This is a genomic window from Thioalkalivibrio sp. AKL8 (assembly GCF_000380525.1).
Lineage (GTDB): Bacteria > Pseudomonadota > Gammaproteobacteria > Ectothiorhodospirales > Ectothiorhodospiraceae > Thioalkalivibrio > Thioalkalivibrio versutus.
In genome coordinates this window covers 1-25,243 of sequence record NZ_AQYF01000003.1, presented here as the reverse complement: position 1 = coordinate 25,243, position 25,243 = coordinate 1, and the positions used below count along the sequence as shown (strand labels likewise).

The following is a 25,243-nucleotide window of genomic DNA, read 5'->3' as shown; positions in this document are numbered from 1 at the left end:
AACGAATCGAACGCCTCCACGATGCCAGATTGAGCCCGACTACTGGACCGGCTTCGTTCCGCGGCAGCCGGGATACTGCGTACACCCCCAGAACTCCTGGCCGACCCTGGAGCCGCGACGTGCCTTCCGCTTCATCATCGCCTCGCCGCATTTCGGACAGGCCGGCCCGGCCGGGGCCTCATGCCGTTCGCGTAGCTGCTGCACGTGGGCCCGGTGCGTATGCCGAGAAGGCTCCAGCCGGCGACCCTTCAGCTGGTCCACCAGGGCCTGCACCTCGTCATCGCTCCACACCTTCGTGCGGAACGAACGGATGTAGCCCAGCAGCCCGAGGCCCCGGACCACGTTCTCGGGCATCGGCGTCTTGAAACGACTGCTGCCGACAAAGACCACCACCGAATGGATCGTCTCGGGCTCGACCTGCAGCGCATCGGAAATCGCCCGTTCATGCCGGTAGTTCTGGCGCAGCGGATTCTGGAAGCGAAACGACCGGCGGTAGAAACGTTGCGTCCATTGAGCCTGCCGCGCATCGCCAAAGATCCACCCGCGCATATTCTTCGTCTCGATGACGAAAATGCCGAAGCGGGACACCAGCACATGGTCCACCTGCGTCGTGCCGTCGCCCGTCTCCAGCGTGACATCATGAAGCGCGTGCCCCGCCTTGCCGTCCAGCCCAACCGACAGAATCAGGCGAACCACAAGCTCACCCACCCAGCCCTTGACCATCGGCAGCCGACCGATGGCGAACAGCACGACCAAGATCCAGGCCCACCAGAATCGCAGCATCCCCTCCAGAAATGCCCCGCCCAGATTGTTCTCCATCACATCCCCTTCTTGGCTCTCCGGACTAGTAAAGCTGGACCAAGCGTCGGCACCCAAAAAGGTCATGGGTGCCCTCTTCTTCATGGGAAGCCAATCATTCCTGCGCCAGATCCAGGCACAGCTGGATATCCGCGCCGTCGATCACTCCGTACGCACCGACTCGGACGCTTCACACCTCGCCGAAGACCCCGCACGTTACAGCCCCACTCATGGCCGAAAATGGCCACTCCAAGGCCCAAACCCTTTGCCGATCAGGGCGCAACCTGTTCATTACACCCTACGCCTGGAGGTCCGACCCGGTCACTCCGGATATAGACTTAGGGTACCGGCGGGACTGGTACCGCTCATCTGACAGGAGAATCGCATGCTGCGCATCGCTGCTGTGTTGCTGGGTCTCTTGCTGCTTGCCGGCTGCATCAGCACCCAAAGCTGGGAGGCGACGCGCGTGCTCCAGGACATCGAGGCCGGCGCGGGACCGAGCACGCTGAAGGACCGCACCCCCGAGCCCACGCGCCAAACGCTTACCCTCGAGACGGACGAAGGTGACATCGCGGCCGACCTCTATCATCCCCAGCAGAATGTGGGGGCCCGCATCGTCCTCGTGCCGGGCTTCACGCCGCAGGGCAAGGACGACCGGCGGCTGGTGCAACTCGCCAATACGTTGGCGCGGGCGCGCTTCCTGGTGCTGGTGCCCGACCTGCAGGGCTCGAAAGACCTCAGCGTGCGTCCCGAGGAGGCCGCTGCCATCGGTGATGCCGCGGCCCTTCTGTCCCGTCTGGATGTGGAGCGCGCAGCGGATGAACAATACGTGGGGGTCGCGGCGATCTCTTATGCCGTGGGCCTGGCCGTCCTGGCGACGCTGACGCCGCAGGGGGAAGCGGCCATCGACTTCCTGGTCGGGATCGGCGGCTACTACGACACGAAGAACGTCATCACCTTCTCCACCACAGGGGCCTTCCAGGAGCCCGGATCGGACCACTGGCAGACGCGGACGCCTGACCCGTTGGCGAAGTGGCTATTCCTGCGCGGCAATCTGCACATGCTGGATAACCGCGAAGACCGCAGGATTCTCGAAGAAATCGCGCGCCGGCGCATGGGCGACCCCAAGGCCCCCATCGACGACGTGACAGATGATCTCGGGGATGAGGGGCGGACCCTCTTGGCGTTAATCCTGAACGATGACCAGGAGCGCGTGCCGGAGCTCCTGAATGATCTGCCGGCCAGCGCGCGGGAGGCCATCGAAATGCTGTCCCTCACCAACCGCGACCTCTCGCATCTTTCCAACGGTGCCATCCTGATCCACGGTCGGGCCGACACCATGATCCCGCACACCGAAAGCGCGCGCCTCGCCCGTGCAATCGGCGAGGTCGACCTCCACCTGATCGATGGCTTTTCCCACATCGATCCGCAAGGCGTGGGGCTTATCGGCCAGTGGCAACTCATCCGCGCGGTGATGGACCTGATCGCGCGGCGCTCGAATTGACCCTGTGGATGGTAACGAGGTCCGACCTCGTCATGCGGAATAGAAATTCTCGCCACACAGGAACGCACGGCGAACACAGCGACAAATGCAGTGGTAATACGGCGTCGCCTCGATCGAGACGAGCTCCTTCCTGGCTCGCGTCATCAGGACCCTCCTTGGTCCATGAACTCACCCCAAAACCTAGCCCGACCGCCTCAGACCGTCAAGAAGATCATGGGTGTCCACTTCTTCTGGTTTCTCAGCGGAAACTGAATTTCCAAGAAGCACCGCTCATCTGTGCGCCATCCAACAGATGAATCGTTTCCATGTGTAGTAGTTTTTTCGTGTAGTAAGAAGATCCTGCGCACTCGACACGGAATGGCCGCCCGGGATCGCTAGGGGCGATTGCCTCCGCATGAAGCTCCATCAAAGCCGGCCGACATACGTTGGGATCTCCAATTGATCATTAGAGGACTTACGAGCGCCCGCACTAAACACCCGCTTTCAACCGCTGCACCCGGCTGGCGGCGGCACACCCCAGATTCAGGATAGGGGACTCATCGCAAGCCAACATTCCGCCGGCGACCACATCAAGCCACTCGTAATCCAAATTCGCAGCCATCACCGGACTGTCGGTGGGCCTGAAAGCTCGCCCTAATACCTAGAACATTCGCCCACCCAACTGCCCGCCGAATCCCCCTTACCTACGTAATTTCTCGATGGATGCCATGGCGCACGATCTGTTCCAACAGGTACTCAGCCTGCTTCAGACCTATCCGTATCTGTTCATTTTTGTCGGCATGCTCGTCGCGGGCGAAGTCGTGCTCTTGCCGGCGATATACCTGGCTGCGACCGGGCGCCTTGATCTTGCTGCAGTCATCTCGCTGGCAATATTGGCCACCGTCTTGTCGGACCTCGTCTGGTACGGGCTGGGAAGAAAATTCCCCGCTTCTGCACTCGACCGCATCCCTGGACGCCACAGCAACAACGCCGTTCGTGGTCTGGAACGCCTGTTCAATCGCAACGGCGTACAGATCCTGTTTTTATCCAAGTTTGTATATGGCACACGGACGGCGGCCCAAGTGCTTGCGGGGGTACACGATATGCGTTTTCGCACCTATATCATCGTCAATTTCCTCGGCGTCCTAACCTTATTCGCCGTCTTCGTTGCTCTCGCCTATTCGGTCGTCGGAACGACGCGTCGACTTGCCGATTTGGTTGAGGATCTGGAGATCGCCTTCCTGATATTCATCGTCATTGCGGTGTCCGCCAATTATATCGCGAGCCGGGTCTTGAGGAACCGATGGTCTCGGTAGTCATACCAGCCTTCAATGAGGTCGGAACCATCACCGATGTCATTACGTGTGCACGCCAGCATCCTTGGGTTGGGGAAGTCCTCGTGGTCGATGATGGCTCTACGGATGCGACGGCCCAGGTCGCAGAGGCCGCGGGCGCCCGCGTCATCCGTCTGGCTCGAAACACGGGCAAGGCGACTGCATTGGATGCAGGCGTGTGTTCGGCGAAATCTAACGTCCTGTTATTTCTCGACGCTGACGTGACTGGCCACACACAGCAGACCTTGTCCCGGATCATGCAGCCCGTCATCGAGGGACGCGTCGAGATGAACGTTGGCTTGCGCGCGCGATCGACGCTGATGCTAAACCAGGCGCTGCGATTCTTCCCAATTATCGGCGGAGATCGGGCATTGACCCGCCGGCTCTGGGAGGCCGTCCCGACGAATGGCGTGCGGGGTTTCCAGATCGAGATCGCCTTGAACTACACCTCCAAGCAATTCGAGAAGGGGATGGCATTCGAACTAGTGCGTGGTACGTTCCATCACATTAAAGAAAGGAAATATGGTGTCGTGGCTGGCGCTACCCAACGCGCGATAATGATCCGACAAATCCTGTCGATATCATTCCGGCTTTACATACTTGGCTGGATCAAGCAGAGGGCTGTACGCATCAGGAAGAGGAACAAGGTCGATAGCGGAATTGATTTTTAGATAATGTCTGATTCCCACCGCCAAGGAGGCTCTAATTGGTCTTCACGTTCGCGCAGACATCGGGGGTCAAGACGTCGGGGTCAGGCCTTGCCTTTTTCCATCCACCGGAAGCCTAGGAGGAAAAAGGCAAGGCCTGAGCCCAGAGCCCCTGCTGTGGATGACAACGAGGTCCGCCCCCGTCATGTGGTCATGAATCTTATCCTTTGGCAGATATGGCCCTGAGGGTGCTGGCGATTGGCATGGCTTCCCTCCCTGGAATGACCCATTTGAAGACAGAAATTGCAGCTTTAAGCCCGAATTCGGGCCTTGATCCGACGATTTTCTTTTCCTGTTCCACCGTTGGCGTGGTCCCGCCGCTCCTCCTATTCCCGGCGCCCACCAGCCCCGCGCCGCACAAGCGGCCCGGGGCTTTCGGCCGCTTCGGCGTTCCGGGTAGCCGCTACGACGACGAACGCGCATTCACCGCGCCCCGGCCGCAGGGGTTCGATATCCCGCATCCCGGCAAGCGGCCCCGCAAGGGTCTGTACCCACCCATCGATCGAGAAGCCGCCATGCACAAGCAGCTGTTCCACTTCGTCCGCGGAATGAAAAGTGGCGTCGCGGTAAAACACGCTCTCCGACTGATGCGCCAGGTACTCCTGCCCCAGTGGACTGTCGCGGTCGATAAAGCCGATTACCAGACGGCCACCAGGCCGTAGCACCCGCTGCGCCTCGGCAAGCATGCGCGCGGGAGAGTCGACAAAGCACAGGGTTGTCACCACCAGGGCATAGTCGAAGCTGCACGCCTCAAAGGGCATGTCTTCGGCCGTCCCCTCCACGATCTCGATACCCCGGGCAGCCGCGTGGGCCAGCATTGCCGGGGAGGGATCGAGGCCCACCTGCACCCCGAGCGGCGCGGCGAAGCGTCCCGACCCTACGCCGATCTCGAGCCCCCGGCCTACCCACGGCACAAACGCGCGCAGGGCCAGCAGTTCGGAGAGATAGGCCGGTTCGTGCTTGTCGAACCACGCCTCATAGCGCTCATGGTGCGCGTCGAATGGGGCCACCCTGGGCATCGGCCAGTCACTCCCGCTAATACGTCGACGAATCTGCGATTGGCGTCCGGCTATGACGTAGTAGTACGCGTCTAACCGCGGCCGCGCGCGGTGGCGCGCAGCAGCTTCATCAGGATATAGCGTTCCCGAAACCGGGCTGCCAGCTCCGCCGCATCACGGGGCGCAAAATCGGCCCAGGAAAACGTCAGCCTCTGCCTCTTGGCCTGACTTCCCTCCCTGGAAGTCCCATTTGATGGCCGAAATGACCGCTTTAAGCTCGAATCGCGCCCTTTCTAGACCGGTTCCCTTCGGCTTTTCCGTACGTTACCGAGGTCCGACCCCGTTATCTTCCTCAGAGAGCCAAGTCATGGGTGTCCTCTTCCATTTCATGCGGCGGGCGTGCCTCCTCCGCGGACGAGCTCGGTCAGCGCATTTAGGGCGTCGCTGGCCGTGAAGATCCCCAGGAACCGGCCATCTTCATCGTTGACGATCACGCTGCCCACCTTGTTTTCCGACATGGCATACGCCACTTGGTCCAGAGGCGTGGTCGCCGTCACCGTCAGCGGGTCGGCCGCCATGATGTCGGAGGCTCGCACCTGATTGATCTCGGTGAGCGGCAAGCCGAGGACCACGCGGACCTCGCGGTCACTGACCAGCCCCACCACCGACTCACCGCGCACGACCGGAAGATGGCGCACGCCATGCCGCTCCATCAACGCCCGCAGCTCGTCGATCGCCATATCTTCGTTGGCAGTGACGGGGTCGGGGGTGGTGAACTCCTCCACCGGTACATTCATCGACGTCATGTCCAGCACTCCTGTGATTGCTGCAGCCCACGGTACCAGATACACGCGAGCGTATCGGGCCCGGCCCTTCCCGAGGTGATGCGTCCCTGTGCAGTTGGCCTTCAATGGCTGCCCCCCTTGTCTCCCTGGTTCTAGCGCTTGACCTCCATGTGGATCTCGATGGTGCGCAGAAGCTTCTGGCGGTCGATCCAGCCAATGGCCCGGCCGGATGCCTCCAGCACCGGGATCTGGTTGAGGTTGTGCTCACTCATGAGCTGCAGGATCTCCTCGGCCTGCGTATCCGGCGCGACGTGTCTCAGCGAATCCGCGCGGGTCATGATGTCGGCGATCCGGGTGGTCGCCCACCGCTCCCGCGGCACCTTGCGACTGTCGCTCAGGGTCACCAGCCCCTGCACCCGCTCCGGCTCGCCGACCAGAAAGGAGCGGCGCCCGCCCGGCAGGACGCCCTGGTCGATCCACTCCTGGATGGATGCATCCGGGCTGACGAAGGGCGGTTCCGGATCGGCCAGATCCCGCGCGCGGACATCCGCCAGCCGGTCGCGCATCTCGTACATCCGCCCCTGCCCTTCGGCCATGGTCAGCAGGAACCAGGCGATCAGCATGATCCAGACACCGCCGATCGGGTTGCCGATCACCACGAGGTTCCAGAAGCCGAAGCCGAACAGGAGATACGCCACCATCCGCCCGCCCCAGACCGCAGCCGCCACCGCCTTGCGCGGATCGCCGGTGACCTTCCAGACCAGCGCCCGGAACACCCGCCCCCCGTCCAGCGGAAAACCGGGGATGAGATTGAACACCGCCACCACCAGATTGATGAACGCCAGCCAGCCCAGCGCTACCGACACCGGCTCGTACCAACCGGAGGTGGCCTGCGCGAGCCCCCCGAAGATCAGCGCCAGGCCCACACTGACTGCTGGCCCGGCGATGGCGATCCAGAACTCGTCGTCCGCGCGCTCGGTGTCCCTTCCCATCTGTGCCAGCCCGCCGAAGATGAACAAGGTGATCGATTCCACCGGCACACCCCGCCGGATGGCCACCACGCTGTGGCCTAGCTCATGGGCCAGGATGGACGCAAAGAACAACAGGGCCGTCACCACCGCGGTACCCACCACCATCGGCAGGGTCCACTCCGGAAACTGGTAGTGGAAGCCGGTGCTCATGGTCGCCAGCAGTAGCAGGAGGATGAACACCCAGCTCACGTGGATCTGGATGCGGATACCACTGATGTGGCCGAGGACCAGGACCGTCTTGAACATACTTCCGCTCCTTGCAAGGGGGAGCGGCCCCGTATCGAACAGCCAGGACCACCTGACACCCATTATGTGGCCCCGCGGCACCGCCCGCACATGAGAGAGACCCGTGCGACGCCGGGGTCAGACCGTGCCCCATCAAGGACACTCTGGCGGGCCCACAAACATTCGACCCGAAACGCCGATACCCTTGATAAAGTGCCGGCCGCGAGCCATCGCCGCCTTCCGCATGCGCTCGACACGGCCCAGTGCCGCCACGTGGTAACTCCTTCCACCTCTGCGGACGTGCCGGACAAAATGTGCCGGATCGATCTGCAGGCGTTCCAGGATCGGCGGGATGTGCTCCGGAATCGCCCCGCGCTTGTCCTCGCGGATCGCGCGCCCAGTCCACTCGACCAGTTCCAGGTAATCGTCAGTGGTGAAAACCACCGCATTGGGATGCCCGTCATCACCCTCGTGGCCCAGCGTCGTCAGGCGGGGTTCCGTGCGCTCCCCGGACTCTTCTCCGGTCGCGTCCGGCACGCTTGCACGCTCCCGGATACGCTGCTGGATGGAGGTGACATCGGATCCCTCGGGCGTATCCGCCATCCCCGCACGCACGGGGTTCAGATCCACATAGCTCATGCAGGTGAGCACGGCCGCATCGTCCAGTAGCGCCTGGCTCTTGTAGCGGCCCTCCCAGAAACGACCCTTGCAGCCCTCTTCCGCGTTCGCCCGCCGCGCCAGATGCTCGTTCAGGCTGCGCATGAACCACGAAAGGTCCTGCAAGCGCTCCCGCCACTGCGCGATCTGCACCTGCGCCCGCTCGCGCTCGGCCACCGTGCCTGTCTGCCCCGCCCGGTACCGCGCCACCAGCAGCGGCAACGAGAACAAGCGCTCCCAGCGCTCCATCACCTCGTCTTCACTCCAAGCCGCCGCCCGGTCCGAGTCGAGCCGCACAACCAGGTGATAGTGGTTCGACATCACCGCATAGGCGCAGACGTCCACCGCGAACACGTCCTCAAGCGCGCGCAGCCGCTCCAGCACCCAGCCGCGCCGGTGCTCGTAGTTCTTGCCCGAATAGAAATCCTCGCCACACAGGAACGCGCGGCGAACACAGCGACAAATGCAGTGGTAATACGGCGTCGCCTCGATCGAGACGAGCTCCTTCCTGGCTCGCGTCATCAGGACCCTCCTTGGTCCATGAACTCACCCCAAAACCTAGCCAGACCGCCTCAGACCGTCAAGAAGATCATGGGTGTCCTCTTATTAGTTGAGCAGGAAACTTCCAGAGGCAAAAGGAGAGCTCTGAGCCCATAGCTCACCAGGTGGCGTGACCCAAACCAACGAGTCTCCGGGAAACCCGGGGCGGTTCACGCCCTTCCCGGCAGATGATGGCGATTCGACCGCGGCATGGCTTCCCTCCCTGGAAGTCCCATTTGATGGCCGAAATGACCGCTTTAAGCTCGAATCGCGGCCTTCCTAGACCGGTTTCGTTCGGTTATTCCGCACGTTACCGAGGTCCGACCCCCTTACTTCCGCCCCTTACTTCTCCCCTTTTCCGCTTCACCCGGTACATTTCGCCATCCGCACGGCTCAGCAAGGTATCGGCGTCCTCTCCGTCAGCGGGATAGCAGGCCACACCAATGCTACAAGACGGTATGATTCCGCCGAACTCGGCGCCTAGGGGCTCGTCCATGGCCGATTGAATGTGCTCGACCTTTCTGGAAACGGCACCCTCCACCTGGATATCCGTCAGCAGGACAATAAACTCATCCCCGCCCATCCGCGCCACCGTGTCCGTCTCCCGCACGCAGCCCTCCAGCCGCCGGGCGATCGTACAAAGCACACGGTCCCCCACCGCGTGTCCATGGACATCATTGATCACCTTGAAGTCGTTGATATCCAGAAACAGCAAGGCCAGGTGGTTCTGGTAGCGATGGGCCGAATGTATCGCCAGATCCAGGCGGTCATAGAACAGCGATCGGTTGGTCAGTCCTGTCAGCGGATCATGATGGGCGAGGAAGCGCAGTTCCTCCTCGGCCTGCCGCAGGGCCGTCACGTCCCGCGCAACCCCAATCCGCACACCCTCCTCCTCGACCCAGTGGGCCGACCAAAGGATGTACACGACACCGCCATCTTTGCGGATATAGCGGTTACGGAAATCGACGTGAGGCTTGCCCTCCATGACCCGAACAATGGAGGCCAGTGAGGCCGCCAGGTCTTCCGGATGCATATAGTCGGTGATCGTGGTTCCGATCAGCTCTTCTGCGCGATAACCAAGCAGATCCCCACAGGCATCGCTCACGAAGACGATCTGATTGTCCCGATCGACCACAAAGACCGTGTCGAGGATCAGATGGATCAGCCTGGCCGAGAGCGCTTGAAGGTCAACGGGCATTGGTCAAGGATATCTGGTCCACGGACTCACACTCTAGGGAAACACTGATTAATGTGCGCACTCGCGCTCGAGTCGCTTTTGCGTGCTAACAACGCGACGGGGTCGGACCACGACAACCTACTGACTTCATGGATTTATATCGCGCCAACCGCCCTTTCTAGAGGCTTATCCGCCCCATTTCGCCATCAAAACTGTTGATCAACCCCATAACTCGCCCCATCGTCGCGCACCCATGCGGTATCCCCCGTCTGTTCAACGTGGCGCCCCGGCGACCGGACCCCCAGCGCCCGGTGCACTTCGTCCACATACGACCGGTCCCCTACCGCGACGGCCGCCGTCCACCACTCATCCCGACTGGCGCGATCCGAGGCCAGCGCCTCCTCCACCCACAAACGATGACACTCTCTCAGCTCGGCTACGGAACCGATCTCCAGCGCATCCAGCAGGGCCTGCTCATCAATGACTCGGTAACGGTCCGGTGGTGCCTGGATCTCCCGATAGCCGCTGGCTTCCCACTCCGATGGATGCTTCACCACCCCCGCCCGGACCATATTCAAGTCGATGTACACCAGGCAGCGCGCGAGGTGGGCCCCGGTCTGCACGGCAGTAGCATGGTAGCGGTCTTCCCAGAAAGCGCCCTTGCGCGCCTTGCGCCGGTTGTATGACTGGCCAACCCGGCCCGCGATCAACTGCATGGAACGCGCAATCTCGCCTCCGCCCCCATCGCGCACCAGCAGGTGTACATGGTTGGAGGTCACTATGTAGTTGAGCACACAGAGTCCGTAACGCTGGCGCGCCTGGTACAGCCAGTAGCGCCAGAGCCTCCGGTCGCGGGCAAACTTCAGCAGAAACTCCTGCTTGTGACAACGATGCGTAACGTGCCAGACATGGCCCGGCAGATGATGGCGATTCGCCCGTGGCATGGCTTCCCTCCCTGGAACGCCCATTTGATGGCCGAAATGACCGCTTTAAGCTCGAATCGCGCCCTTTCTAGACCGGTTTACCGCTGTTTTTCCGTAGGTTACCAAGGTCCGACCCCGTTATTGGTATTGGCGGAAGGTGGGGCTCAGCGCGAACCGTCGCCCAGCAGAAGCTGATGCTGCAGCGCAAGCAGTTCCTGGCGCAGGAGCGGGTCCGGGTCATTGAGCTGAATGACGCCGGGGCCCACGGCAACGTGGATCCGGGTCTTCAGCGCCTGGTGCCCGGCCACCGTCAGTTCCAGTACCTCGCCCTGATGCTGCTGGGCGATCGCCTGTAGCCGGCTCACCGCCGTGGGTCGGAGCCGGAGCCAGACCTGCTGGCCGTCCATCGCCACTCCGCTGACCTCTTCGGCGGCCAAGTTAACGCGGACGACCGGCTCTGCCTGTGCCGCGCTAGCGATTACGGCGGCAAGGGCGAGCAAAACACTCAAGAACAGCGATCGCATGCCGGTCTCCTTGGATTCAGTAACATGGGTCGAGCGGCATCCCCTGGACCTGGGTTCCCTCCTTGGAACGGCCATTTGGGGGCAGAAATTGCGCCTTTAAGGACTAATTACAGGCGAAATACAAACTCTTTAGCAAGCCAATCATACGGTTACCGAGGTCCGACCCCGTGATTCCTGGCGCAAGGACAAGCCGCTGATCCTGCACTCTGACAACGGGAGCCCCATGAAGGCCGCGACGTTCCTGCAGAAGCTCTATGACCTCGGGATCACGCCGTCCCGCAGCCGCCCCAGGGTGAGCAACGACAACGCCTACTCCGAGTCGCTGTTCCGGACCCTGAAATACCGCCCGGGCTTCCCGGTCAACGGCTTCGCGACCATCAACGACGCCCGCGAGTGGATGCACTGGTTCGTGGGCTGGTACAACCACGAACACCGCCACAGCGCGCTCCACTACGTGACACCGGCCCAGCGACACTCGGGCGAAGCGACCCACGTCCTCGCCCGCAGGCGAGCCACCTATGAGCGCGCCCGTCAGGCACGCCCCGAACGCTGGGCCGGTGACGTCCGGGACTTCGGACTGCCCGAGCAGGTCCATCTGAACCCCGAACAAGCCGCGAGCGGTTAATCAACCCCCGCATCCCGTTCAGGTGACATCTACCTTGACAGACACCGCCAGGCAGCGCGCGAGGTGGGCCCCGGTCTGCACGGCAGTGGCATGGTAGCGGTCTTCCCAGAAAGCGCCCTTGCGCGCCTTGCGCCGGTTGTATGACTGGCCGACCCGGCCCGCGATCAACTGCATCGAACGCGCAATCTCGCCTCCGCCCCCATCGCGCACCAGCAGGTGTACATGGTTGGAGGTCACTATGTAGTTGAGCACACAGAGTCCGTAACGCTGACGCGCCTGGTACAGCCAGTAGCGCCAGAGCCTCCGGTCGCGGGCGAACTTCAGCAGAAACTCCTGCTTGTGACAACGATGGGTAACGTGCCAGACATGGCCCGGCAGATGATGGCGATTCGCCCGTGGCATGGCTTCCCTCCCTGGAACGCCCATTTGATGGCCGAAATGACCGCTTTAAGCTCGAATCGCGCCCTTTCTAGACCGGTTTACCGCTGTTTTTCCGTAGGTTACCGAGGTCCGACCCCGTTATCTTCCAAAAATGACCGCTTTAAGCTCGAATCCCGCCCTTTCTAGACCGGTTTCCCTCAATTTTTCCGTAGGTTACCGAGGTCCGACCCCGATATTCGTTATGCAATCCTGGTTCGAATAGTCTCAAAATCCAAAGCTGCATGTGAAAATACGGCTAAGAAAACAGTGGAAAGCCAATAAAGACATTTTTTGTTCACCAACGAAAATAAAATATCAACATCCAAAATATTGGATGTTTCAATATTTTTGGCACCACCATTCATGTAATGGAAAAATCGATTTCTTAGCTCAATAATAAAGCTTCCGATCTCAACATAATGTATAGAAATAATTCGCGGCTTTTCAGTAGCATCCGCAATCATATTTCCTTTACACAACTCTCTTAATATATTGAATATCTTTTTTTGCTCACTCTCCGTTTCCAGCGTAATCGGAAAGTCTACAGAAGACTCGAATATAGGATCATCCTTGTACACCGTTTTTATAAAACTTTTAAAAAACCCTAACTCACCCGACTTTTTATCACCACTCATAAGCTCCTGCAAAAAACGAAAGGTTTTCGAGAAGTCATCTGTCTTTGATGCATAAATTAGCGGAAACGCGTAGGATATGTGCTCAAGTGCTCGATACAGAAACACAAACGCGGTGGCATGACCGCCCTTCGCTTGATAGTAAAAGTAGTACGAAAGTTCTGCTAATATATTTTTATAAAAACTTTTATTTTGGAATCTCGCGCTTTCAATGAATTCGGAAAATAGTTTTGATGTATACTTTTCCGCAACAAGTTTAGGGAATTTTGCATCCCACCGCTGACCGTAGCCCTTTAGATCCTCAGAAAAATAGTTCTCATTCTGTTTTATGGTTTTATCAGATTTAATATGATCAAATCTAGCTGCGCCACTCAGCAATCGAACGATCAACAAAAGCTCTGGGTCGCCAGCCCCCTTTATATGAAGCCTTTCTGGAAGCCTTCGCAAAGCTGGCGTGCCGAGGGTTTCACAGTATTTAAACGGATACTTAGCGGACATATTAAGAAGTGAACTCCACGAAGTATTCTGTTAGATCATCTTCATCAAGGCCAGATAGCTCAGTGTAGTTTCGGACAAACTCACAAGAAAGCTGCCTGCGATACTTACCTAGGTTTACCTTGGAGGCATTAATGGCATCAAAAGCTTCTTCAAATAGATCTAAGGATTCGACAAAGTCACTAGCTCGCAAATTGTCGAGAGTATCGTATGACTCCTTTACACCAACGCAAAAGCCAATCAGGTTATTATTAATCTTAAACCATTTTTTAGCGGCATTATCTAAACTGAGAGCATCAATTAGCGACAAAACATCTTGAAACTTCAAATCTCCCGAGGAGTCTCTAGAATCTAAAACTCGACTAACAAGAATCTCATCCATCTTTTCGTCGATAATTTTATTATTTTCATTATTTACGTTATTGGTTAGAAAGGCTAAGTAGCCTCTAGAGATATCACCTAGATTGAAAGCCCCCCTTATTGTTTTTTTGGCTCTCTCTTTTTCGGTCTGAACCGAGATATTTTCCAGACCACTAAAATCAAACATTTCAGCGGTAAGAATCTCAATTTGATGCCGAGGGGTCATGGGCTTTTGACCGTTGTTCAACGTAATCATGCGATAAAGAAGCTTATCCTGGTTTTCGGCCACGATTAGGTTCAAGTAAGCCACTCGGTCTTTATCGAAACCTTCAGATTTAGATGCTGACTTCAAGGTATTTAGGCGCTGCATCCCGTCTAATATATACCCTTTATCTATATTATCATTAACAAATTTTTCAATATCGTCGACATTTTCCAGGTCTTTTCCATCCTTATCGACGAACGCAATAGTTAAAGGTGGCATTATGCACCCTTCAATAATATCTCTTTGCAGCCGCTTATAGAATTTTTTGTCCTGAAGCTTTCTTTGGGCCTCAAACCTATTTATGAGTGGATAGAGCCTATCCAGGGCCACTCCATAGGTCGTCATTCCCATAGCCACATAGCTATCTATTACTTTATCTAAGTCTGACGTAAAAACTTTAATATCTTTCATATCAACTCACTATTTGAGTAAATTCCACTGACTATTACTGCATAACGCCCGCATTTGCGGCTGGTTTGAAGCGCAGCGGAAAACCAGTCCGACAAGATGCGCTTGTTAGAACGCGGCGTCACTAACCTAAACCCCGCTCATATATACTTTTCTCATCAGATCTTGCCCTTCGCACGGATATGACCCTTTGGGTTACTAACCCAAGCTCTCCTCTGAGAGTAGAAACCAGTACCCATACGCTTCCATCTCTTTCAAAAAGATATGTATCTCGCACAGGATCAGTGTTTGCCATTGTTCGCTGGATTCCTAGTTCTTCATAGTCTAGAGAATCTAGCGACTCCCAGCTTTTGGATGCCAGCCGGACAGACCTATTATCAGCTTCTAAAGCTGATACCGCATCCTGGAATGAAATTCCATGCTTTTCGACGTTTCTGTGGTTTTTGGTATCGTCCCACTCCCAACGAGATCGTTGTGCATCAAATTCGATGAATTTCTCACAACTTTCGGTTTCCGGGTTTCTAACTGGAGGAGGCCACCCGTCGACGAACCTTTCTTCTTTCATACATCTCAATGAAACACCATCAGGCAAATCAGACTTCGGTATAAGCCCTGATGCATCAATGAGGAATGAACAATGTGAACACGTATTTTTCATGAATTATATTAATTAAAAATGGCCGTCAGCCTGCTAGCGTTCTAACAGTAGATTAGACAGAATCTGTCATATTGGTGATATGCAGAATCTGTATAGCACCTGATTCTCGCAGCGCCGTCCCTTGCTCTGGCAGCCGCTGTTCCTGCAGCATACCCATGACCGAATCATGGATAAACAAGGAGGTCGGCTGATGGCGACAGGAAGTCGTGCCGAAAGGGAACGCCGTTTCTGGAAGCGATACCGGAATGTGGCGATTTCTCAAGGGGTTAAGCCAAAGGCGGTACGCTGGTACGTGGTCCGGGCGGAACGGTTTATCGCGGCGTATCCCGGTCGTCGCCTGGCGGAACTCGGGGCGGAGGATATCGCTCAGTATCTGACCAGCGAAGGGCAGAAATCGTCGATTCAGGACTGGCAGTTCCGGCAGACCGTCGATGCTATACGGATTCTGTATAGCATCGTGAAGCCAGAATGGGCGGCACCGCCGGACTGGGAGTTCTGGCGGGATTCGGCGCGCACGCTGGAGGCGCAACATGCCACCACGGCACGGGAGTTTGCGCCGGTTTCGCCGGAAGATTACGCACAACGGTTTGGCGAGACGCGCTTTATTCCGGTCATCCACAAGCATCTTGATCTCTTTACACGGCTGGCCGCGGCCATTCGCACACGAGGTATGGCGGTGCGCACGGAGAAGGCCTATCTCGGCTGGGCCTGTCGCTTTCTTTGGCATTTCGATGAGCGGTCCCCGGATGAGCTTGGCGGTGCGGAAGTAGCGGCGTTTCTGGAGCATCTGGTCGTAGAACGGAATGTCGCGGCCAGCACCCAGAACCAGGCGCTCAATGCGCTGGCTCATCGCTTCCCTGCTCTACGGTTCGGGCATGCGGCTGATGGAGGCACTTCGTCTGCGCGTCCAGGATGTGGAATTCGATCAGGGGCTGATCGTGGTGCGGCGAGGCAAGGGGGACAAGGACCGCATCGTCCCGTTGCCGCAATCGCTGGTCGATCCGCTTTCGAGGCATCTCGAGGAGGTCCGGGGACTGCATCAACGAGACCTGGATGCCGGTTTCGGGGAGGCCCTGCTTCCGGATGCCCTGGCCCGCAAGTGCCCCGCGGCAGCGCGGGAGTGGCGCTGGCAGTTCGTGTTTCCGAGCGGGCGGCTTTCCGTGGACCCGCGAAACGGTGCAACGCGCCGCCATCACCTGCACGAGACGGCCGTGCAAAAGGCGGTGACGTCGGCGGCCCGGCGGGCGGGTATCGCAAAGAAGGCGAGCTGCCACACATTGCGCCACAGTTTTGCCACACATCTGCTTGAGGGTGGTTACGACATCCGCACGGTGCAGGAATTGCTGGGCCACAGTGATTTGTCCACGACCCAGATTTACACGCACGTGCTGAACCGGGGCGGACTGGCGGTGCGCAGTCCGCTGGACCTGGCGTAACGTTCCACAAAAAAGGGCGCCGTCTTGCGGCGCCCTCTTCTGTTGCTGCATGGCCATTTCCCTGGCTCCGCTTCTTTGGGTCTCGGCCTCGCCAGCTCAATCCCAGCTCAGCGCGCCCCCGGTCTGATACTCCGTAACCCGCGTCTCAAAGAAGTTCTTCTCCTTCTTCAGATCGAGCACCTCGCTCATCCACGGGAACGGGTTGTCGGCACCCGGATACATCTCGGCCAGGCCGATCTGGGCGCAGCGGCGGTTGGCGATGAAGTGCAGGTACTCCTCGAACATCTGCGCATTCATGCCAAGCACGCCGCGGGGCATGGTGTCGCGGGCGTACTGCGCCTCCAGCTCGACCGCGTCCCGGATCAGGGTGCGCATCTCGTCCTTGAAGTCTTCGGTCCACAGGTGCGGGTTTTCGACCTTGATCTGGTTGATCACGTCGATGCCGAAGTTCATGTGCATGGACTCGTCGCGCAGGATGTACTGGAACTGCTCGGCCACGCCGGTCATCTTGTTGCGCCGGCCCATGGAGAGGATCTGCACGAAGCCGACGTAGAAGAAGATGCCCTCGAACACCACGTAGAACGCGATCAGTTCGCGCAGCAGCTTCTGGTCCGCCTCCGGGGTGCCGGTGCGGAAGTTCGGGTCCGCCAGGTGCTTGGTGAACGGCAGGGCCCATTCGGCCTTGACGGCGACGGAGGGCACCTCGCGGTACATGTTGAAGATCTCGCCCTCGTCCAGCCCTAAGGACTCCACGCAGTACTGGTAGGCGTGGGTGTGCACCGCCTCCTCGAAGGCCTGGCGCAGCAGGTACTGGCGGCACTCGGGGTTGGTGATGTGGCGGTACACGGCCAGCACCAGGTTGTTCGCCACCAGCGAGTCGGCGGTGGAGAAGAAGCCCAGGTTGCGCTTGACGATGGTGCGCTCGTCCTCGGTCAGACCATTCGGGTCCTTCCACAGGGCGATGTCCGCGTTCATGTTGATTTCCTGCGGCATCCAGTGGTTGGCGCAGCCGTCCAGGTACTTCTGCCAGGCCCACTTGTACTTGAAGGGCACGAGCTGGTTGAGGTCCGCGTGACAGTTGATGATCTTCTTGTCATCCACGCGGATGCGCTCGGCACCCATCTCGATGTCTTCCAGGCCGGTGCCGGTCAGGGCCTCTTCGTTGGGCTCGGCCAGCGGCTGGCCGGCGTTCTCCGGTTCCGGCGGGACGCTGGGCGCGGCGCCGGCGGTGCTCATCAGGGCGTCGTTCTCCTGAAAGCCCATGCCCGGGCGTACGGCGGGTTGTTTCTGGCCTTCGCCTTTTACGGCGGCAATCGGATCGTCCCAGGAAAGCATAGTGTCCCTCTTCTTTCGGTGGCGGCCCGGCGCGGTGGCCGGGCCTTTGTTCAGTTTGCTTGGTCGTACGTATTCGGTGCCCGCTCGCGGGCTGGGCCTTACTGGCAGGCCTCGCAGTCCGGGTCGAGGATGGAGCACGCCTTGGGCGCTTCCGGCTCGGACGCCTGCTGGCCGCCGGAGACGGCGTTCAGCTTGTTGGCGCGCGAGGAGTCGGCCACGGTGCTCTTCTCCACGTGGGTCGCGCCCATGGAGCGCAGGTAGTAGGTCGTCTTCAGCCCGCGCACCCAGGCCAGCTTGTACAGGGCATCCAGCTTGGGCCCGGAGGGCTCGGCCATGTACAGGTTCAGGCTCTGCGCCTGGTCGATCCACTTCTGCCGGCGCGAGGCGGCCTCGACCAGCCAGCGGGTGTCCAGCTCGAACGCGGTGGCGTACAGGGCCTTGAGGTCCTCCGGCACGCGGTCCAGCGGCTGCACCGAGCCGTCGTAGTACTTGAGGTCGTTGACCATGACCTCGTCCCACAGCTCGCGGTCCTTCAGGTCGCGCACCAGGTACGGGTTGATCACGGTGAACTCGCCCGACAGGTTCGATTTGACGAACAGGTTCTGGTAGGTCGGCTCGATCGACTGCGACACGCCACAGATGTTGGAGATGGTCGCGGTCGGCGCGATCGCCATGGTGTTGGAGTTGCGCATGCCGACCTTCTTCACCCGCTTGCGCAGCTTGTCCCATTCCAGGCGCTGGGTGGTGTCCATCTGCAGGTAGTCGCCGCGGGTCTCGGCCAGCTTTTCGACCGAGTCGATCGGCAGGATGCCCTGGCTCCACAGGCTGCCGGGGAAGCTCTCGTAGCGCCCGCGCTCCTCGGCCAGATCGGTCGAGGCCTTGATGGTGTAGTAGGACACCGCCTCCATGGAGGCATCGGCGAACTCCACGGCGGCCTCGGAGGCATACGGCAGGCGCAGCTTGTACAGCGCATCCTGGAAACCCATGATCCCCAGGCCCACCGGGCGGTGGCGCATGTTGGAGCGACGCGCCTGCGGCACGGAGTAGTAGTTGTAGTCGATCACGTTGTCGAGCATGCGCATGGCGGTGTTCACGGTGCGCTCGAGCTTGGCCTGATCCAGCTCGCCGTTGTCGCCTATATGCGCGGCCAAGTTGATCGAGCCCAGGTTGCACACCGCGATCTCGTCGTCCGAGGTGTTCAGGGTGATCTCGGTGCACAGGTTGGAGCTGTGAACCACGCCGGTGTGCTGCTGCGGGCTGCGCAGGTTGCACGGGTCCTTGAAGGTGACCCACGGGTGGCCGGTCTCGAACAGCATGCCGAGCATCTTCCGCCACAGGTCGACGGCCTTCATGGTCTTGTACACGCGCATCTCGCCGCGCGCGGCCTTCTCTTCGTACTCGCTGTAGCGCTTCTCGAAGTCGGCACCGATCAGGTCGTGCAGGTCCGGCGCCTCGTTCGGGGAGAACAGGGTCCAGTCACCGTCCTCGGCCACACGCTTCATGAACAGGTCCGGGATCCAGTTGGCGCTGTTCATGTCGTGGGTGCGGCGACGGTCGTCGCCGGTGTTCTTGCGCAGCTCGATGAACTCCTCGATATCGATGTGCCAGGTCTCGAGGTAGGCGCACACCGCGCCCTTGCGCTTGCCGCCCTGGTTCACCGCCACCGCGGTGTCGTTGGCCACCTTGAGGAACGGGACCACGCCCTGCGACTTGCCGTTGGTGCCCTTGATGTGGGCGCCCATGCCGCGCACGCGGGTCCAGTCGTTACCCAGTCCGCCGGCAAACTTGGACAGCAGCGCGTTGTCGCGGATGGCGCTGTAGATGCCGTCGAGGTCGTCCGGGACGCTGGTCAGGTAGCAGCTTGAGAGCTGCGGACGCAGGGTGCCGGAGTTGAACAGGGTCGGCGTGGAGCTCATGAAGTCGAACGAGCTCAGCAGGTTGTAGAACTCGATCGCGCGCGCCTCGCGGTCGATCTCGTTGATCGCCAGGCCCATCGCCACACGCATGAAGAACGCCTGCGGCAGCTCGAAGCGCGTGCCATCGCTGTGGATGAAGTAGCGATCGAACAGGGTCTGCAGGCCGAGGTAGGTGAACTGCAGGTCGCGCTCGGGCTTGAGCGCGGCGCCCAGGCGTTCCAGGTCGTAGCGGGTCAGCTCGCTGTCGACCAGCTCCAGCTCGGCGGCGCGCTTGATGTAGGCACCGAAGTAATCGGCGTAGCGCTCGGCCAGCTGGGCCTGGGTGGCCTCCTCCGGGCGGCCGTGCACGAAGCTCAGGGCCTCGCGGCGCAGCGCGTCCATCAGCAACCGCGCGGTGACCTCGGAGTAGTTCGGCTCCTTCTCGATCATCACCCGCGCGGCCATCACCAGCGCGGTGGAGACATCCTTCTCGGCCACGCCGTCGAACAGGTTGCGGCGGGCCTCGGTCAGGATCTTATCGCCATCCACCTGCTCGATGCCGGCGCAGGCCTCGGCCACCACCGCCTGCAGGCGGTCCTCGTCCAGCGGGGCCAGGGTGCCGTCGGCCCGGGTCACGTTCAGCGTGGTGGCCTCGGCTTGTTCGTCCGCACCCTGCTCGGCGGCCTCGGCGGCGCGCTTCTGCGACTGCTGCTCGCGGTAGATCACGTAGGCCCGCGCGACCTTGTGGTGGCCGCTGCGCATCAGCGCCAGCTCCACGTGGTCCTGGATATCCTCGATGTGGACCGTCATGCCCTGGGTCCCGGCGCGGCGGAACAGGCTGTCCACCACCTGCCCGGCCACTTCCTTCGACACCTCGTGGATGCGCCGGCTGGCGGCGGCATTGCCGCCCTCCACCGCGAGGAAGGCCTTGGTCACCGCGACCTCGATCTTGGAGGCATCGAAGCCGGTCACCTTGCCATTGCGGCGAATCACCTGGTGCTGGCCCGGGCTGGTCGCCAGGACCTCGGCCGACGGTTCGGCTTGCGGCGGGTACTGGGTGCCCTGCTGGGCTGTGGCAGTATGGGAATCGCTGTGCATGACGGGCCTCGCGCTGGTGTTGGATCGAACGTGAGATACTATAGATCGGGGATCGAGAACTGCATAGCCACTAGATATAGTAGCTCCCGAAAGAACAAACCGCGCACAAGCCGTGGGCAAGCTGTGGATAAAAACGCCCATTCCCCGTCCTGTCGCCATTCCTGGCGAGGCGCCCCGGTTATCCACCAAACGCCGATGTAGTGACTCCCCGCCGGGTGCCTGCGGCCCACGCGAACATGAAAATGTTTTATGGCTCGCGATTACCGAATCGGTATCGCGCGCGGGGACCGCTTCGGGGCATCCACGTCCGGCGTGGCGATGTTGGACAAAGACCCGCCGCGTCCCAATAATCCCCGCCTTATCGAACCCACTTTTTTGCGTTGCCGGCCGGGCCGGCGGCGCCAGCCGTATTCATCGAATCGACAGGGAGTACCGCATGAGCGACGCCAAGGACTCATCCGACAAGAAGAGCAAGCAGGCCGGCAAGAAGGCCGCCCCCAAGGCCGCCGTCGCCACGGGTGCCATGCAGGCAGCCGCCGGCGCCGTCTCGCTCTCCTCCGGTAGCGACACCGCGACCCAGCCGAAAAAGGGCGGCAGCGAGAAGGCGCCGCGTCACTGCCCGCTGCTGATCCTGGGCTCCGGCCCGGCCGGCTGGACCGCCGCCGTCTACGCCGCGCGCGCCAACCTGAACCCGGTCGTGATCACCGGGCTGGAACAGGGTGGCCAGCTGATGACCACCACCGATGTGGACAACTGGCCCGGCGACAACGAGGGCGTGCAGGGCCCCGAGCTGATGCAGCGCATGCAAAAGCACGCCGAGCGCTTCGACACCGAGGTGATCTTCGACCACATCCACACGGTGCAGCTTAAGGACAAGCCCTACCGCCTGATCGGCGACTCCGGCGAGTACACCTGTGATGCGTTGATCATCTGCACCGGCGCCTCCGCGCAGTACCTGGGGCTGGAGTCCGAGACCACCTTCGCCGGGAAGGGCGTGTCCGCCTGTGCGACCTGCGACGGCTTCTTCTACCGTGGCCAGAAAGTGGCGGTGATCGGTGGCGGCAACACCGCGGTCGAGGAGGCGCTGTACCTGTCGAACATCGCCTCCGAGGTCACCCTGGTGCACCGGCGCGATTCGCTGCGCTCGGAGAAGATCCTGCAGGACAAGCTGTTCGAGAAGGAAAAGAACGGCAACGTCACCATCGAGTGGAACCACACCCTGGAAGAGATCCTCGGCGACGAGACCGGCGTGACCGGTGCGCGACTCAAGAGCACCGAGTCCGGCGAGACCAAGGATCTCGAGCTGATGGGCGTGTTCATCGCCATCGGCCACAAGCCGAACACCGACATTTTCCAGGGCCAGCTGGATATGGCGGGCGGCTACATCAAGGTGCAAAGCGGGCTGGAAGGCAATGCCACGGCCACCTCCGTGCCGGGCGTGTTCGCCGCCGGCGACGTGATGGATCACGTCTATCGCCAGGCGGTCACCTCCGCCGGCACTGGCTGCATGGCCGCACTGGACGCGGAGAAGTACCTGGACAAGCTCGGTTGATCGCGTGAGCGCCGAGGGCGACACCCAGGCAGCGGACCCGTCGGAGGACGCCACGGGCAACACGGCGGAGCGCGTCGAGCTGCGTGACGGCCTGGCCGAGGTGGACCCGGCCGCCTGGGATGCCCTGACCGGCGGCACCGAGCCGTTCCTGCGCCATGCCTTCCTGGAGGGCCTGGAGCGCCACGAGTGCCTGGGCCGGCAGTTCGGCTGGTTCCCGCAGCATGTGCTGATCTTCCGCGAGGGCCAGCTGGTCGCGGCGGCCCCGGCCTACGCGAAGACCAACAACTACGGCGAGTTCGTGTTCGACTTCGCCTGGGAAGGCGCGTGGAACCGCCACGGGCTGAACTACTACCCCAAGCTGGTCGTCTCCGTGCCCTATACCCCGGCCACCGGCCCGCGCCTGCTGGTGCACCCGGAGGCGCCGGACTTCGATCATCTGCGCACCCTGCTGGTGCGCGCGCTGGTCACTCGCGGGCGCGAGCTGAACGCCTCCGGCGTGAACATCCTGTTCCCCAACCAGGACGATCTGGACGTGACCCGCGAACTGGGCCTGGCCGAGCGCATGGGCTGCCAGTACCACTGGACCAACGCCCCGGACGGGGGGTACGCGGACTTCGACGCCTTCCTCGGCGCGCTCAGCTCGAAGAAACGCAAGAACATCAAGCGCGAACGCCGCCGCGTGAACGAGGCCGGGGTCGTCTTTCGCACCCTGACCGGTGCTACCGGTCAGGCGGAGGACTGGGCGCGCTTTCACCGCTTCTACGTGGACACCTTCGAGAAGCACATGGGCATCCCGACGCTGTCGGAGGCCTTCTTTGTCGAGACCGCAGCCGAACTGGGCGATCAGGTGGTGCTGTTCGAGGCCCGGCGCCCCAGCGCGACGGATCCGGATGCGACGGAACCGGACGCGAAGGGAGACGGCGAGACCATCGCCGCGGCGCTTTGCTATCGCAGCCACGACACCCTGTACGGGCGCTTCTGGGGCTGCACCGAGGAGCTGGCCGACCTGCACTTCGAGACCTGCTACTACCAGGGCATCGAATTCTGCATCCGCGAGGGGCTGGCCCGCTTCGAGCCGGGCGCCCAGGGCGAGCACAAGATCCCGCGCGGCTTCCTGCCCACACCCACCTACTCCGCGCACATGATCCTGACCGAGGGCTTCGAGCAGCCCGTGCGCGACTTCTGCGAGCGCGAGGCCCAGATGATGCGCGCCCAGTGCGAACGCCTGCACGAACACTCGCCCTATCGCCAGGCCCATTCCGATGATGTGCCCGACCGCTAACCCAAGCCCGGCTCGCTGCGGCCGTCATCCCGGCCGCAGCGCCCCACCTCGTCATCCCGGCCGTAGCGCAGCGAAGAGCCGGGATCTCCCGACCCAGGCAACAGGCTCGCCAACTGGACCTTCTCCGCACTCCGGGATCCCGGATCGCCCTGTGGGAACGGGCTTGCCCACGAAGCCCCTGCCCGCGCTGGACACCCCCACACCCCATTCGCCTGCAAGCAGGCTCCTACAATGCCGCCGGCACACCGACACCCATCATCCCGGCCGCAGTACCCCACCTCGTCATCCCGGCCGTAGCGCAGCGAAGAGCCGGGATCTCCCGACCCAGGCAACCGGCTCGCCGACTGGATCTTCTCCGCACTCGGGGATCCCGGATCGCCCTGTGGGAGCGGGCTTGCCCGCGAAGCCCCTGCCCGCGCTGGACTCTGGCCGTTGGGGGCTCGCCCCATGACCTCCGGCCCCCAGATCACCCTGCCCTGGCTCGATCCGGAGCATCCGGAGGCGCCGTTTCCGGACCCGGCGCAGGCGTTGCCCGAGCCCAACGGGCTGCTGGCCGCCGGGGGCGATCTCTCCGTGCCGCGTCTGCTGAATGCCTATCGCTCCGGCGTATTCCCCTGGTTCGAGGCCGGGCAGCCAATCCTCTGGTGGAGCCCGGACCCGCGCGCGGTCCTGGAGCCGGGCCACTTCCGCCTGCATCGCAGCCTCAAGAAGGCGATCCGCAATCGCGGTTACACGGTGAGCTTCGATCGCGCTTTCGAGGCCGTCATCGAAGCCTGCGCCGGCCCCCGCGACTACGCCGATGGCACCTGGATCACCACCAGCATGCAGCAGGCCTATATCGCACTGCACCGCTCGGGCCACGCGCATTCGGTGGAGGTGTGGCACGGCCCGCGCCTGATCGGCGGGCTTTATGGCGTCGCGGTCGGTCGGCTGTTCTGCGGCGAGTCGATGTTCTCGCGCGAGCGGGATGGCTCCAAGATGGCGCTGGCCTGGTTATGCCGCCACCTGGTCGCCTGGGGCTGGCCACTGGTCGACGTACAAATGGAGACCGCCCACCTGCGCAACCTCGGGGCCATCACCCTGCCCCGCCAGGCGTTCATCGACCGCATCCGCGAAATCGCCCGCGAGCCGGTCGAGCCAGGCCCATGGCGGACCGACCCGAACCTGAGCCCCCTCGACCCCGACTGGAACACCCCCCGATAGGAGCCTGCTCGCAGGCGAAGCCCCTGCCCGCGTCCGCGACATCGCGAACGAACCGGTCGAACCAGGGCGTACGATCTGTACCCTTGCCCCCCGCTGGAACACGCCGGTAGATACCGTCTTGCCCTACGGGGTGCAAGGAGTTTCATGGCGGGCTTGATACGGGGTTTGGGATTTGAGCACACCGAAGGCGATGTGCAGGAGTTTGCGCATGGCCGCCCCGATCGCCGACATCTTGGCCTTGCCGCGTGTCAGCAGACGTTGATGCTGGTGTCGCACGTCCGGGTTGTACCGGGTCGCCACCACCGCCGCCATGTAGAGCGCCTTGCGCAGTCGGCTGGAACCGATCTTCGCCAACCGCGAGGGCCGCCGGACCGTGGTCCCCGATTCTTCCAGGACC

The 25,243-nt window shown here is 61.2% G+C and carries 21 protein-coding genes and 4 pseudogenes; 9 read left to right on the top strand and 16 right to left on the bottom strand.

Annotation, left to right across the window (positions count from 1 at the left end; all coding sequences use genetic code 11):
* Positions 1-39 precede the first annotated feature (39 nt).
* Positions 40-819, bottom strand: coding sequence for a nuclease-related domain-containing protein (locus tag G335_RS0101390; RefSeq protein ID WP_018175688.1), 780 nt, complete (start codon positions 817-819; stop codon positions 40-42).
* 364 nt (positions 820-1,183) lie between these two features.
* On the opposite strand from G335_RS0101390, the gene G335_RS0101385 reads away from it, so the two are divergent.
* Positions 1,184-2,302, top strand: coding sequence for an alpha/beta hydrolase (locus G335_RS0101385; RefSeq protein ID WP_018175687.1), 1,119 nt, complete (start codon positions 1,184-1,186; stop codon positions 2,300-2,302).
* A gap of 36 nt (positions 2,303-2,338) precedes the next feature.
* Here the strand turns inward: G335_RS0101385 and G335_RS14145 are convergent.
* Positions 2,339-2,446: pseudogene (locus G335_RS14145) on the bottom strand (transposase); the annotation flags it as partial.
* Between the two features lie 563 nt (positions 2,447-3,009).
* On the opposite strand from G335_RS14145, the gene G335_RS0101380 reads away from it, so the two are divergent.
* Positions 3,010-3,597 carry a DedA family protein gene (locus tag G335_RS0101380; RefSeq protein WP_018175686.1) on the top strand — a complete coding sequence of 196 codons (588 nt, stop codon included), beginning with the start codon at positions 3,010-3,012 and terminating at the stop codon, positions 3,595-3,597.
* Entirely contained in the window at positions 3,585-4,286 is a 702-nt protein-coding gene (locus tag G335_RS0101375) for a glycosyltransferase family 2 protein (protein WP_018175685.1), read from the top strand. The genes G335_RS0101380 and G335_RS0101375 overlap by 13 nt, the downstream gene beginning before the upstream one ends.
* 362 nt (positions 4,287-4,648) lie before the next feature.
* Here G335_RS0101375 and G335_RS0101370 read toward each other — a convergent pair whose 3' ends face one another.
* The 7 genes from G335_RS0101370 to G335_RS0101340 all read right to left on the bottom strand — a co-directional run bounded on the left by G335_RS0101370 (position 4,649) and on the right by G335_RS0101340 (position 11,182).
* A complete protein-coding gene (locus G335_RS0101370) occupies positions 4,649-5,341 on the bottom strand; it encodes a class I SAM-dependent methyltransferase (RefSeq protein WP_018175684.1) in 693 nt (230 codons plus the stop codon).
* A gap of 365 nt (positions 5,342-5,706) precedes the next feature.
* Entirely contained in the window at positions 5,707-6,126 is a 420-nt protein-coding gene (locus tag G335_RS0101365; RefSeq protein WP_018175683.1) for a CBS domain-containing protein, read from the bottom strand.
* Between the two features lie 131 nt (positions 6,127-6,257).
* Complete coding sequence (locus G335_RS0101360) at positions 6,258-7,382, bottom strand: site-2 protease family protein (RefSeq protein ID WP_018175682.1); 1,125 nt, start codon at positions 7,380-7,382, stop codon at positions 6,258-6,260.
* Positions 7,383-7,514: 132 nt separating this feature from the next.
* Positions 7,515-8,540, bottom strand: coding sequence for a transposase (locus G335_RS0101355; protein WP_018175681.1), 1,026 nt, complete (start codon positions 8,538-8,540; stop codon positions 7,515-7,517).
* A gap of 328 nt (positions 8,541-8,868) precedes the next feature.
* The gene (locus G335_RS0101350) at positions 8,869-9,756 is read right to left on the bottom strand and encodes a sensor domain-containing diguanylate cyclase (protein ID WP_018175680.1); all 888 of its coding nucleotides are present in this window, start codon (positions 9,754-9,756) and stop codon (positions 8,869-8,871) included.
* Between the two features lie 185 nt (positions 9,757-9,941).
* Positions 9,942-10,679 carry a transposase gene (locus G335_RS0101345; protein ID WP_018175679.1) on the bottom strand — a complete coding sequence of 246 codons (738 nt, stop codon included), beginning with the start codon at positions 10,677-10,679 and terminating at the stop codon, positions 9,942-9,944.
* A 143-nt stretch (positions 10,680-10,822) separates the two neighbouring features.
* Positions 10,823-11,182 (bottom strand): hypothetical protein, encoded by a 360-nt coding sequence (locus tag G335_RS0101340; RefSeq protein WP_018175678.1) that lies wholly within the window; start codon positions 11,180-11,182, stop codon positions 10,823-10,825.
* A 187-nt stretch (positions 11,183-11,369) separates the two neighbouring features.
* On the opposite strand from G335_RS0101340, the pseudogene G335_RS13475 reads away from it, so the two are divergent.
* A pseudogene (locus G335_RS13475) lies at positions 11,370-11,807 on the top strand (transposase); the annotation flags it as partial.
* A 48-nt stretch (positions 11,808-11,855) separates the two neighbouring features.
* Here G335_RS13475 and G335_RS0101330 read toward each other — a convergent pair.
* The 4 genes and pseudogenes from G335_RS0101330 to G335_RS14440 all read right to left on the bottom strand — a co-directional run.
* A pseudogene (locus tag G335_RS0101330) lies at positions 11,856-12,209 on the bottom strand (transposase); the annotation flags it as partial.
* Between the two features lie 218 nt (positions 12,210-12,427).
* Entirely contained in the window at positions 12,428-13,357 is a 930-nt protein-coding gene (locus tag G335_RS14140) for a hypothetical protein (protein WP_155986705.1), read from the bottom strand.
* A 1-nt stretch (position 13,358) separates the two neighbouring features.
* Positions 13,359-14,390 carry a hypothetical protein gene (locus G335_RS13680; RefSeq protein WP_196802239.1) on the bottom strand — a complete coding sequence of 344 codons (1,032 nt, stop codon included), beginning with the start codon at positions 14,388-14,390 and terminating at the stop codon, positions 13,359-13,361.
* A 121-nt stretch (positions 14,391-14,511) separates the two neighbouring features.
* Entirely contained in the window at positions 14,512-14,952 is a 441-nt protein-coding gene (locus G335_RS14440) for a BrnT family toxin (RefSeq protein WP_369773001.1), read from the bottom strand.
* A gap of 259 nt (positions 14,953-15,211) precedes the next feature.
* Here G335_RS14440 and G335_RS14435 point away from each other — a divergent pair.
* Together G335_RS14435 and G335_RS14430 are read left to right on the top strand one after the other, a co-directional pair.
* Positions 15,212-15,829, top strand: a pseudogene (locus G335_RS14435) (phage integrase N-terminal SAM-like domain-containing protein); the annotation flags it as partial.
* 19 nt (positions 15,830-15,848) lie between these two features.
* Positions 15,849-16,481: an integron integrase gene (locus G335_RS14430; RefSeq protein ID WP_407059565.1), complete on the top strand. Its 633-nt coding sequence runs from the start codon at positions 15,849-15,851 to the stop codon at positions 16,479-16,481.
* Between the two features lie 96 nt (positions 16,482-16,577).
* On the opposite strand, the gene G335_RS0101320 is transcribed toward G335_RS14430, so the two are convergent.
* Together G335_RS0101320 and G335_RS0101315 are read right to left on the bottom strand one after the other, a co-directional pair.
* Entirely contained in the window at positions 16,578-17,816 is a 1,239-nt protein-coding gene (locus G335_RS0101320) for a ribonucleotide-diphosphate reductase subunit beta (protein WP_018175674.1), read from the bottom strand.
* A 98-nt stretch (positions 17,817-17,914) separates the two neighbouring features.
* A complete protein-coding gene (locus G335_RS0101315) occupies positions 17,915-20,809 on the bottom strand; it encodes a ribonucleoside-diphosphate reductase subunit alpha (RefSeq protein ID WP_018175673.1) in 2,895 nt (964 codons plus the stop codon).
* Between the two features lie 436 nt (positions 20,810-21,245).
* Here G335_RS0101315 and trxB point away from each other — a divergent pair, with 436 nt between their 5' ends.
* The 3 genes from trxB to aat all read left to right on the top strand — a co-directional run bounded on the left by trxB (position 21,246) and on the right by aat (position 24,846).
* Positions 21,246-22,361 carry a thioredoxin-disulfide reductase gene (trxB, locus tag G335_RS0101310; protein ID WP_018175672.1) on the top strand — a complete coding sequence of 372 codons (1,116 nt, stop codon included), beginning with the start codon at positions 21,246-21,248 and terminating at the stop codon, positions 22,359-22,361.
* A 4-nt stretch (positions 22,362-22,365) separates the two neighbouring features.
* Entirely contained in the window at positions 22,366-23,643 is a 1,278-nt protein-coding gene (locus G335_RS0101305) for a GNAT family N-acetyltransferase (protein ID WP_018175671.1), read from the top strand.
* Between the two features lie 447 nt (positions 23,644-24,090).
* Entirely contained in the window at positions 24,091-24,846 is a 756-nt protein-coding gene (gene aat, locus G335_RS0101300) for a leucyl/phenylalanyl-tRNA--protein transferase (RefSeq protein ID WP_018175670.1), read from the top strand.
* A 123-nt stretch (positions 24,847-24,969) separates the two neighbouring features.
* On the opposite strand, the gene G335_RS0101295 is transcribed toward aat, so the two are convergent.
* A partial coding sequence (locus G335_RS0101295; protein ID WP_026148227.1) for a transposase occupies positions 24,970-25,243 on the bottom strand: 274 nt, incomplete at its 5' end.

Excerpts from the sequence above, each read along its gene's own strand:
- G335_RS0101390 (WP_018175688.1), bottom strand. The coding sequence starts at position 819 with ATGGAGAACAATCTGGGCGGGGCATTTCTGGAGGGGATGCTGCGATTC.
- G335_RS0101385 (WP_018175687.1), top strand. The coding sequence starts at position 1,184 with ATGCTGCGCATCGCTGCTGTGTTGCTGGGTCTCTTGCTGCTTGCCGGC.
- G335_RS0101380 (WP_018175686.1), top strand. The coding sequence starts at position 3,010 with ATGGCGCACGATCTGTTCCAACAGGTACTCAGCCTGCTTCAGACCTAT.
- G335_RS0101375 (WP_018175685.1), top strand. The coding sequence starts at position 3,585 with ATGGTCTCGGTAGTCATACCAGCCTTCAATGAGGTCGGAACCATCACC.
- G335_RS0101370 (WP_018175684.1), bottom strand. The coding sequence starts at position 5,341 with ATGCCCAGGGTGGCCCCATTCGACGCGCACCATGAGCGCTATGAGGCG.
- G335_RS0101365 (WP_018175683.1), bottom strand. The coding sequence starts at position 6,126 with ATGACGTCGATGAATGTACCGGTGGAGGAGTTCACCACCCCCGACCCC.
- G335_RS0101360 (WP_018175682.1), bottom strand. The coding sequence starts at position 7,382 with ATGTTCAAGACGGTCCTGGTCCTCGGCCACATCAGTGGTATCCGCATC.
- G335_RS0101355 (WP_018175681.1), bottom strand. The coding sequence starts at position 8,540 with ATGACGCGAGCCAGGAAGGAGCTCGTCTCGATCGAGGCGACGCCGTAT.
- G335_RS0101350 (WP_018175680.1), bottom strand. The coding sequence starts at position 9,756 with ATGCCCGTTGACCTTCAAGCGCTCTCGGCCAGGCTGATCCATCTGATC.
- G335_RS0101345 (WP_018175679.1), bottom strand. The coding sequence starts at position 10,679 with ATGCCACGGGCGAATCGCCATCATCTGCCGGGCCATGTCTGGCACGTT.
- G335_RS0101340 (WP_018175678.1), bottom strand. The coding sequence starts at position 11,182 with ATGCGATCGCTGTTCTTGAGTGTTTTGCTCGCCCTTGCCGCCGTAATC.
- G335_RS14140 (WP_155986705.1), bottom strand. The coding sequence starts at position 13,357 with ATGTCCGCTAAGTATCCGTTTAAATACTGTGAAACCCTCGGCACGCCA.
- G335_RS13680 (WP_196802239.1), bottom strand. The coding sequence starts at position 14,390 with ATGAAAGATATTAAAGTTTTTACGTCAGACTTAGATAAAGTAATAGAT.
- G335_RS14440 (WP_369773001.1), bottom strand. The coding sequence starts at position 14,952 with ATGAAAGAAGAAAGGTTCGTCGACGGGTGGCCTCCTCCAGTTAGAAAC.
- G335_RS14430 (WP_407059565.1), top strand. The coding sequence starts at position 15,849 with ATGTCGCGGCCAGCACCCAGAACCAGGCGCTCAATGCGCTGGCTCATC.
- G335_RS0101320 (WP_018175674.1), bottom strand. The coding sequence starts at position 17,816 with ATGCTTTCCTGGGACGATCCGATTGCCGCCGTAAAAGGCGAAGGCCAG.
- G335_RS0101315 (WP_018175673.1), bottom strand. The coding sequence starts at position 20,809 with ATGCACAGCGATTCCCATACTGCCACAGCCCAGCAGGGCACCCAGTAC.
- trxB (WP_018175672.1), top strand. The coding sequence starts at position 21,246 with ATGAGCGACGCCAAGGACTCATCCGACAAGAAGAGCAAGCAGGCCGGC.
- aat (WP_018175670.1), top strand. The coding sequence starts at position 24,091 with ATGACCTCCGGCCCCCAGATCACCCTGCCCTGGCTCGATCCGGAGCAT.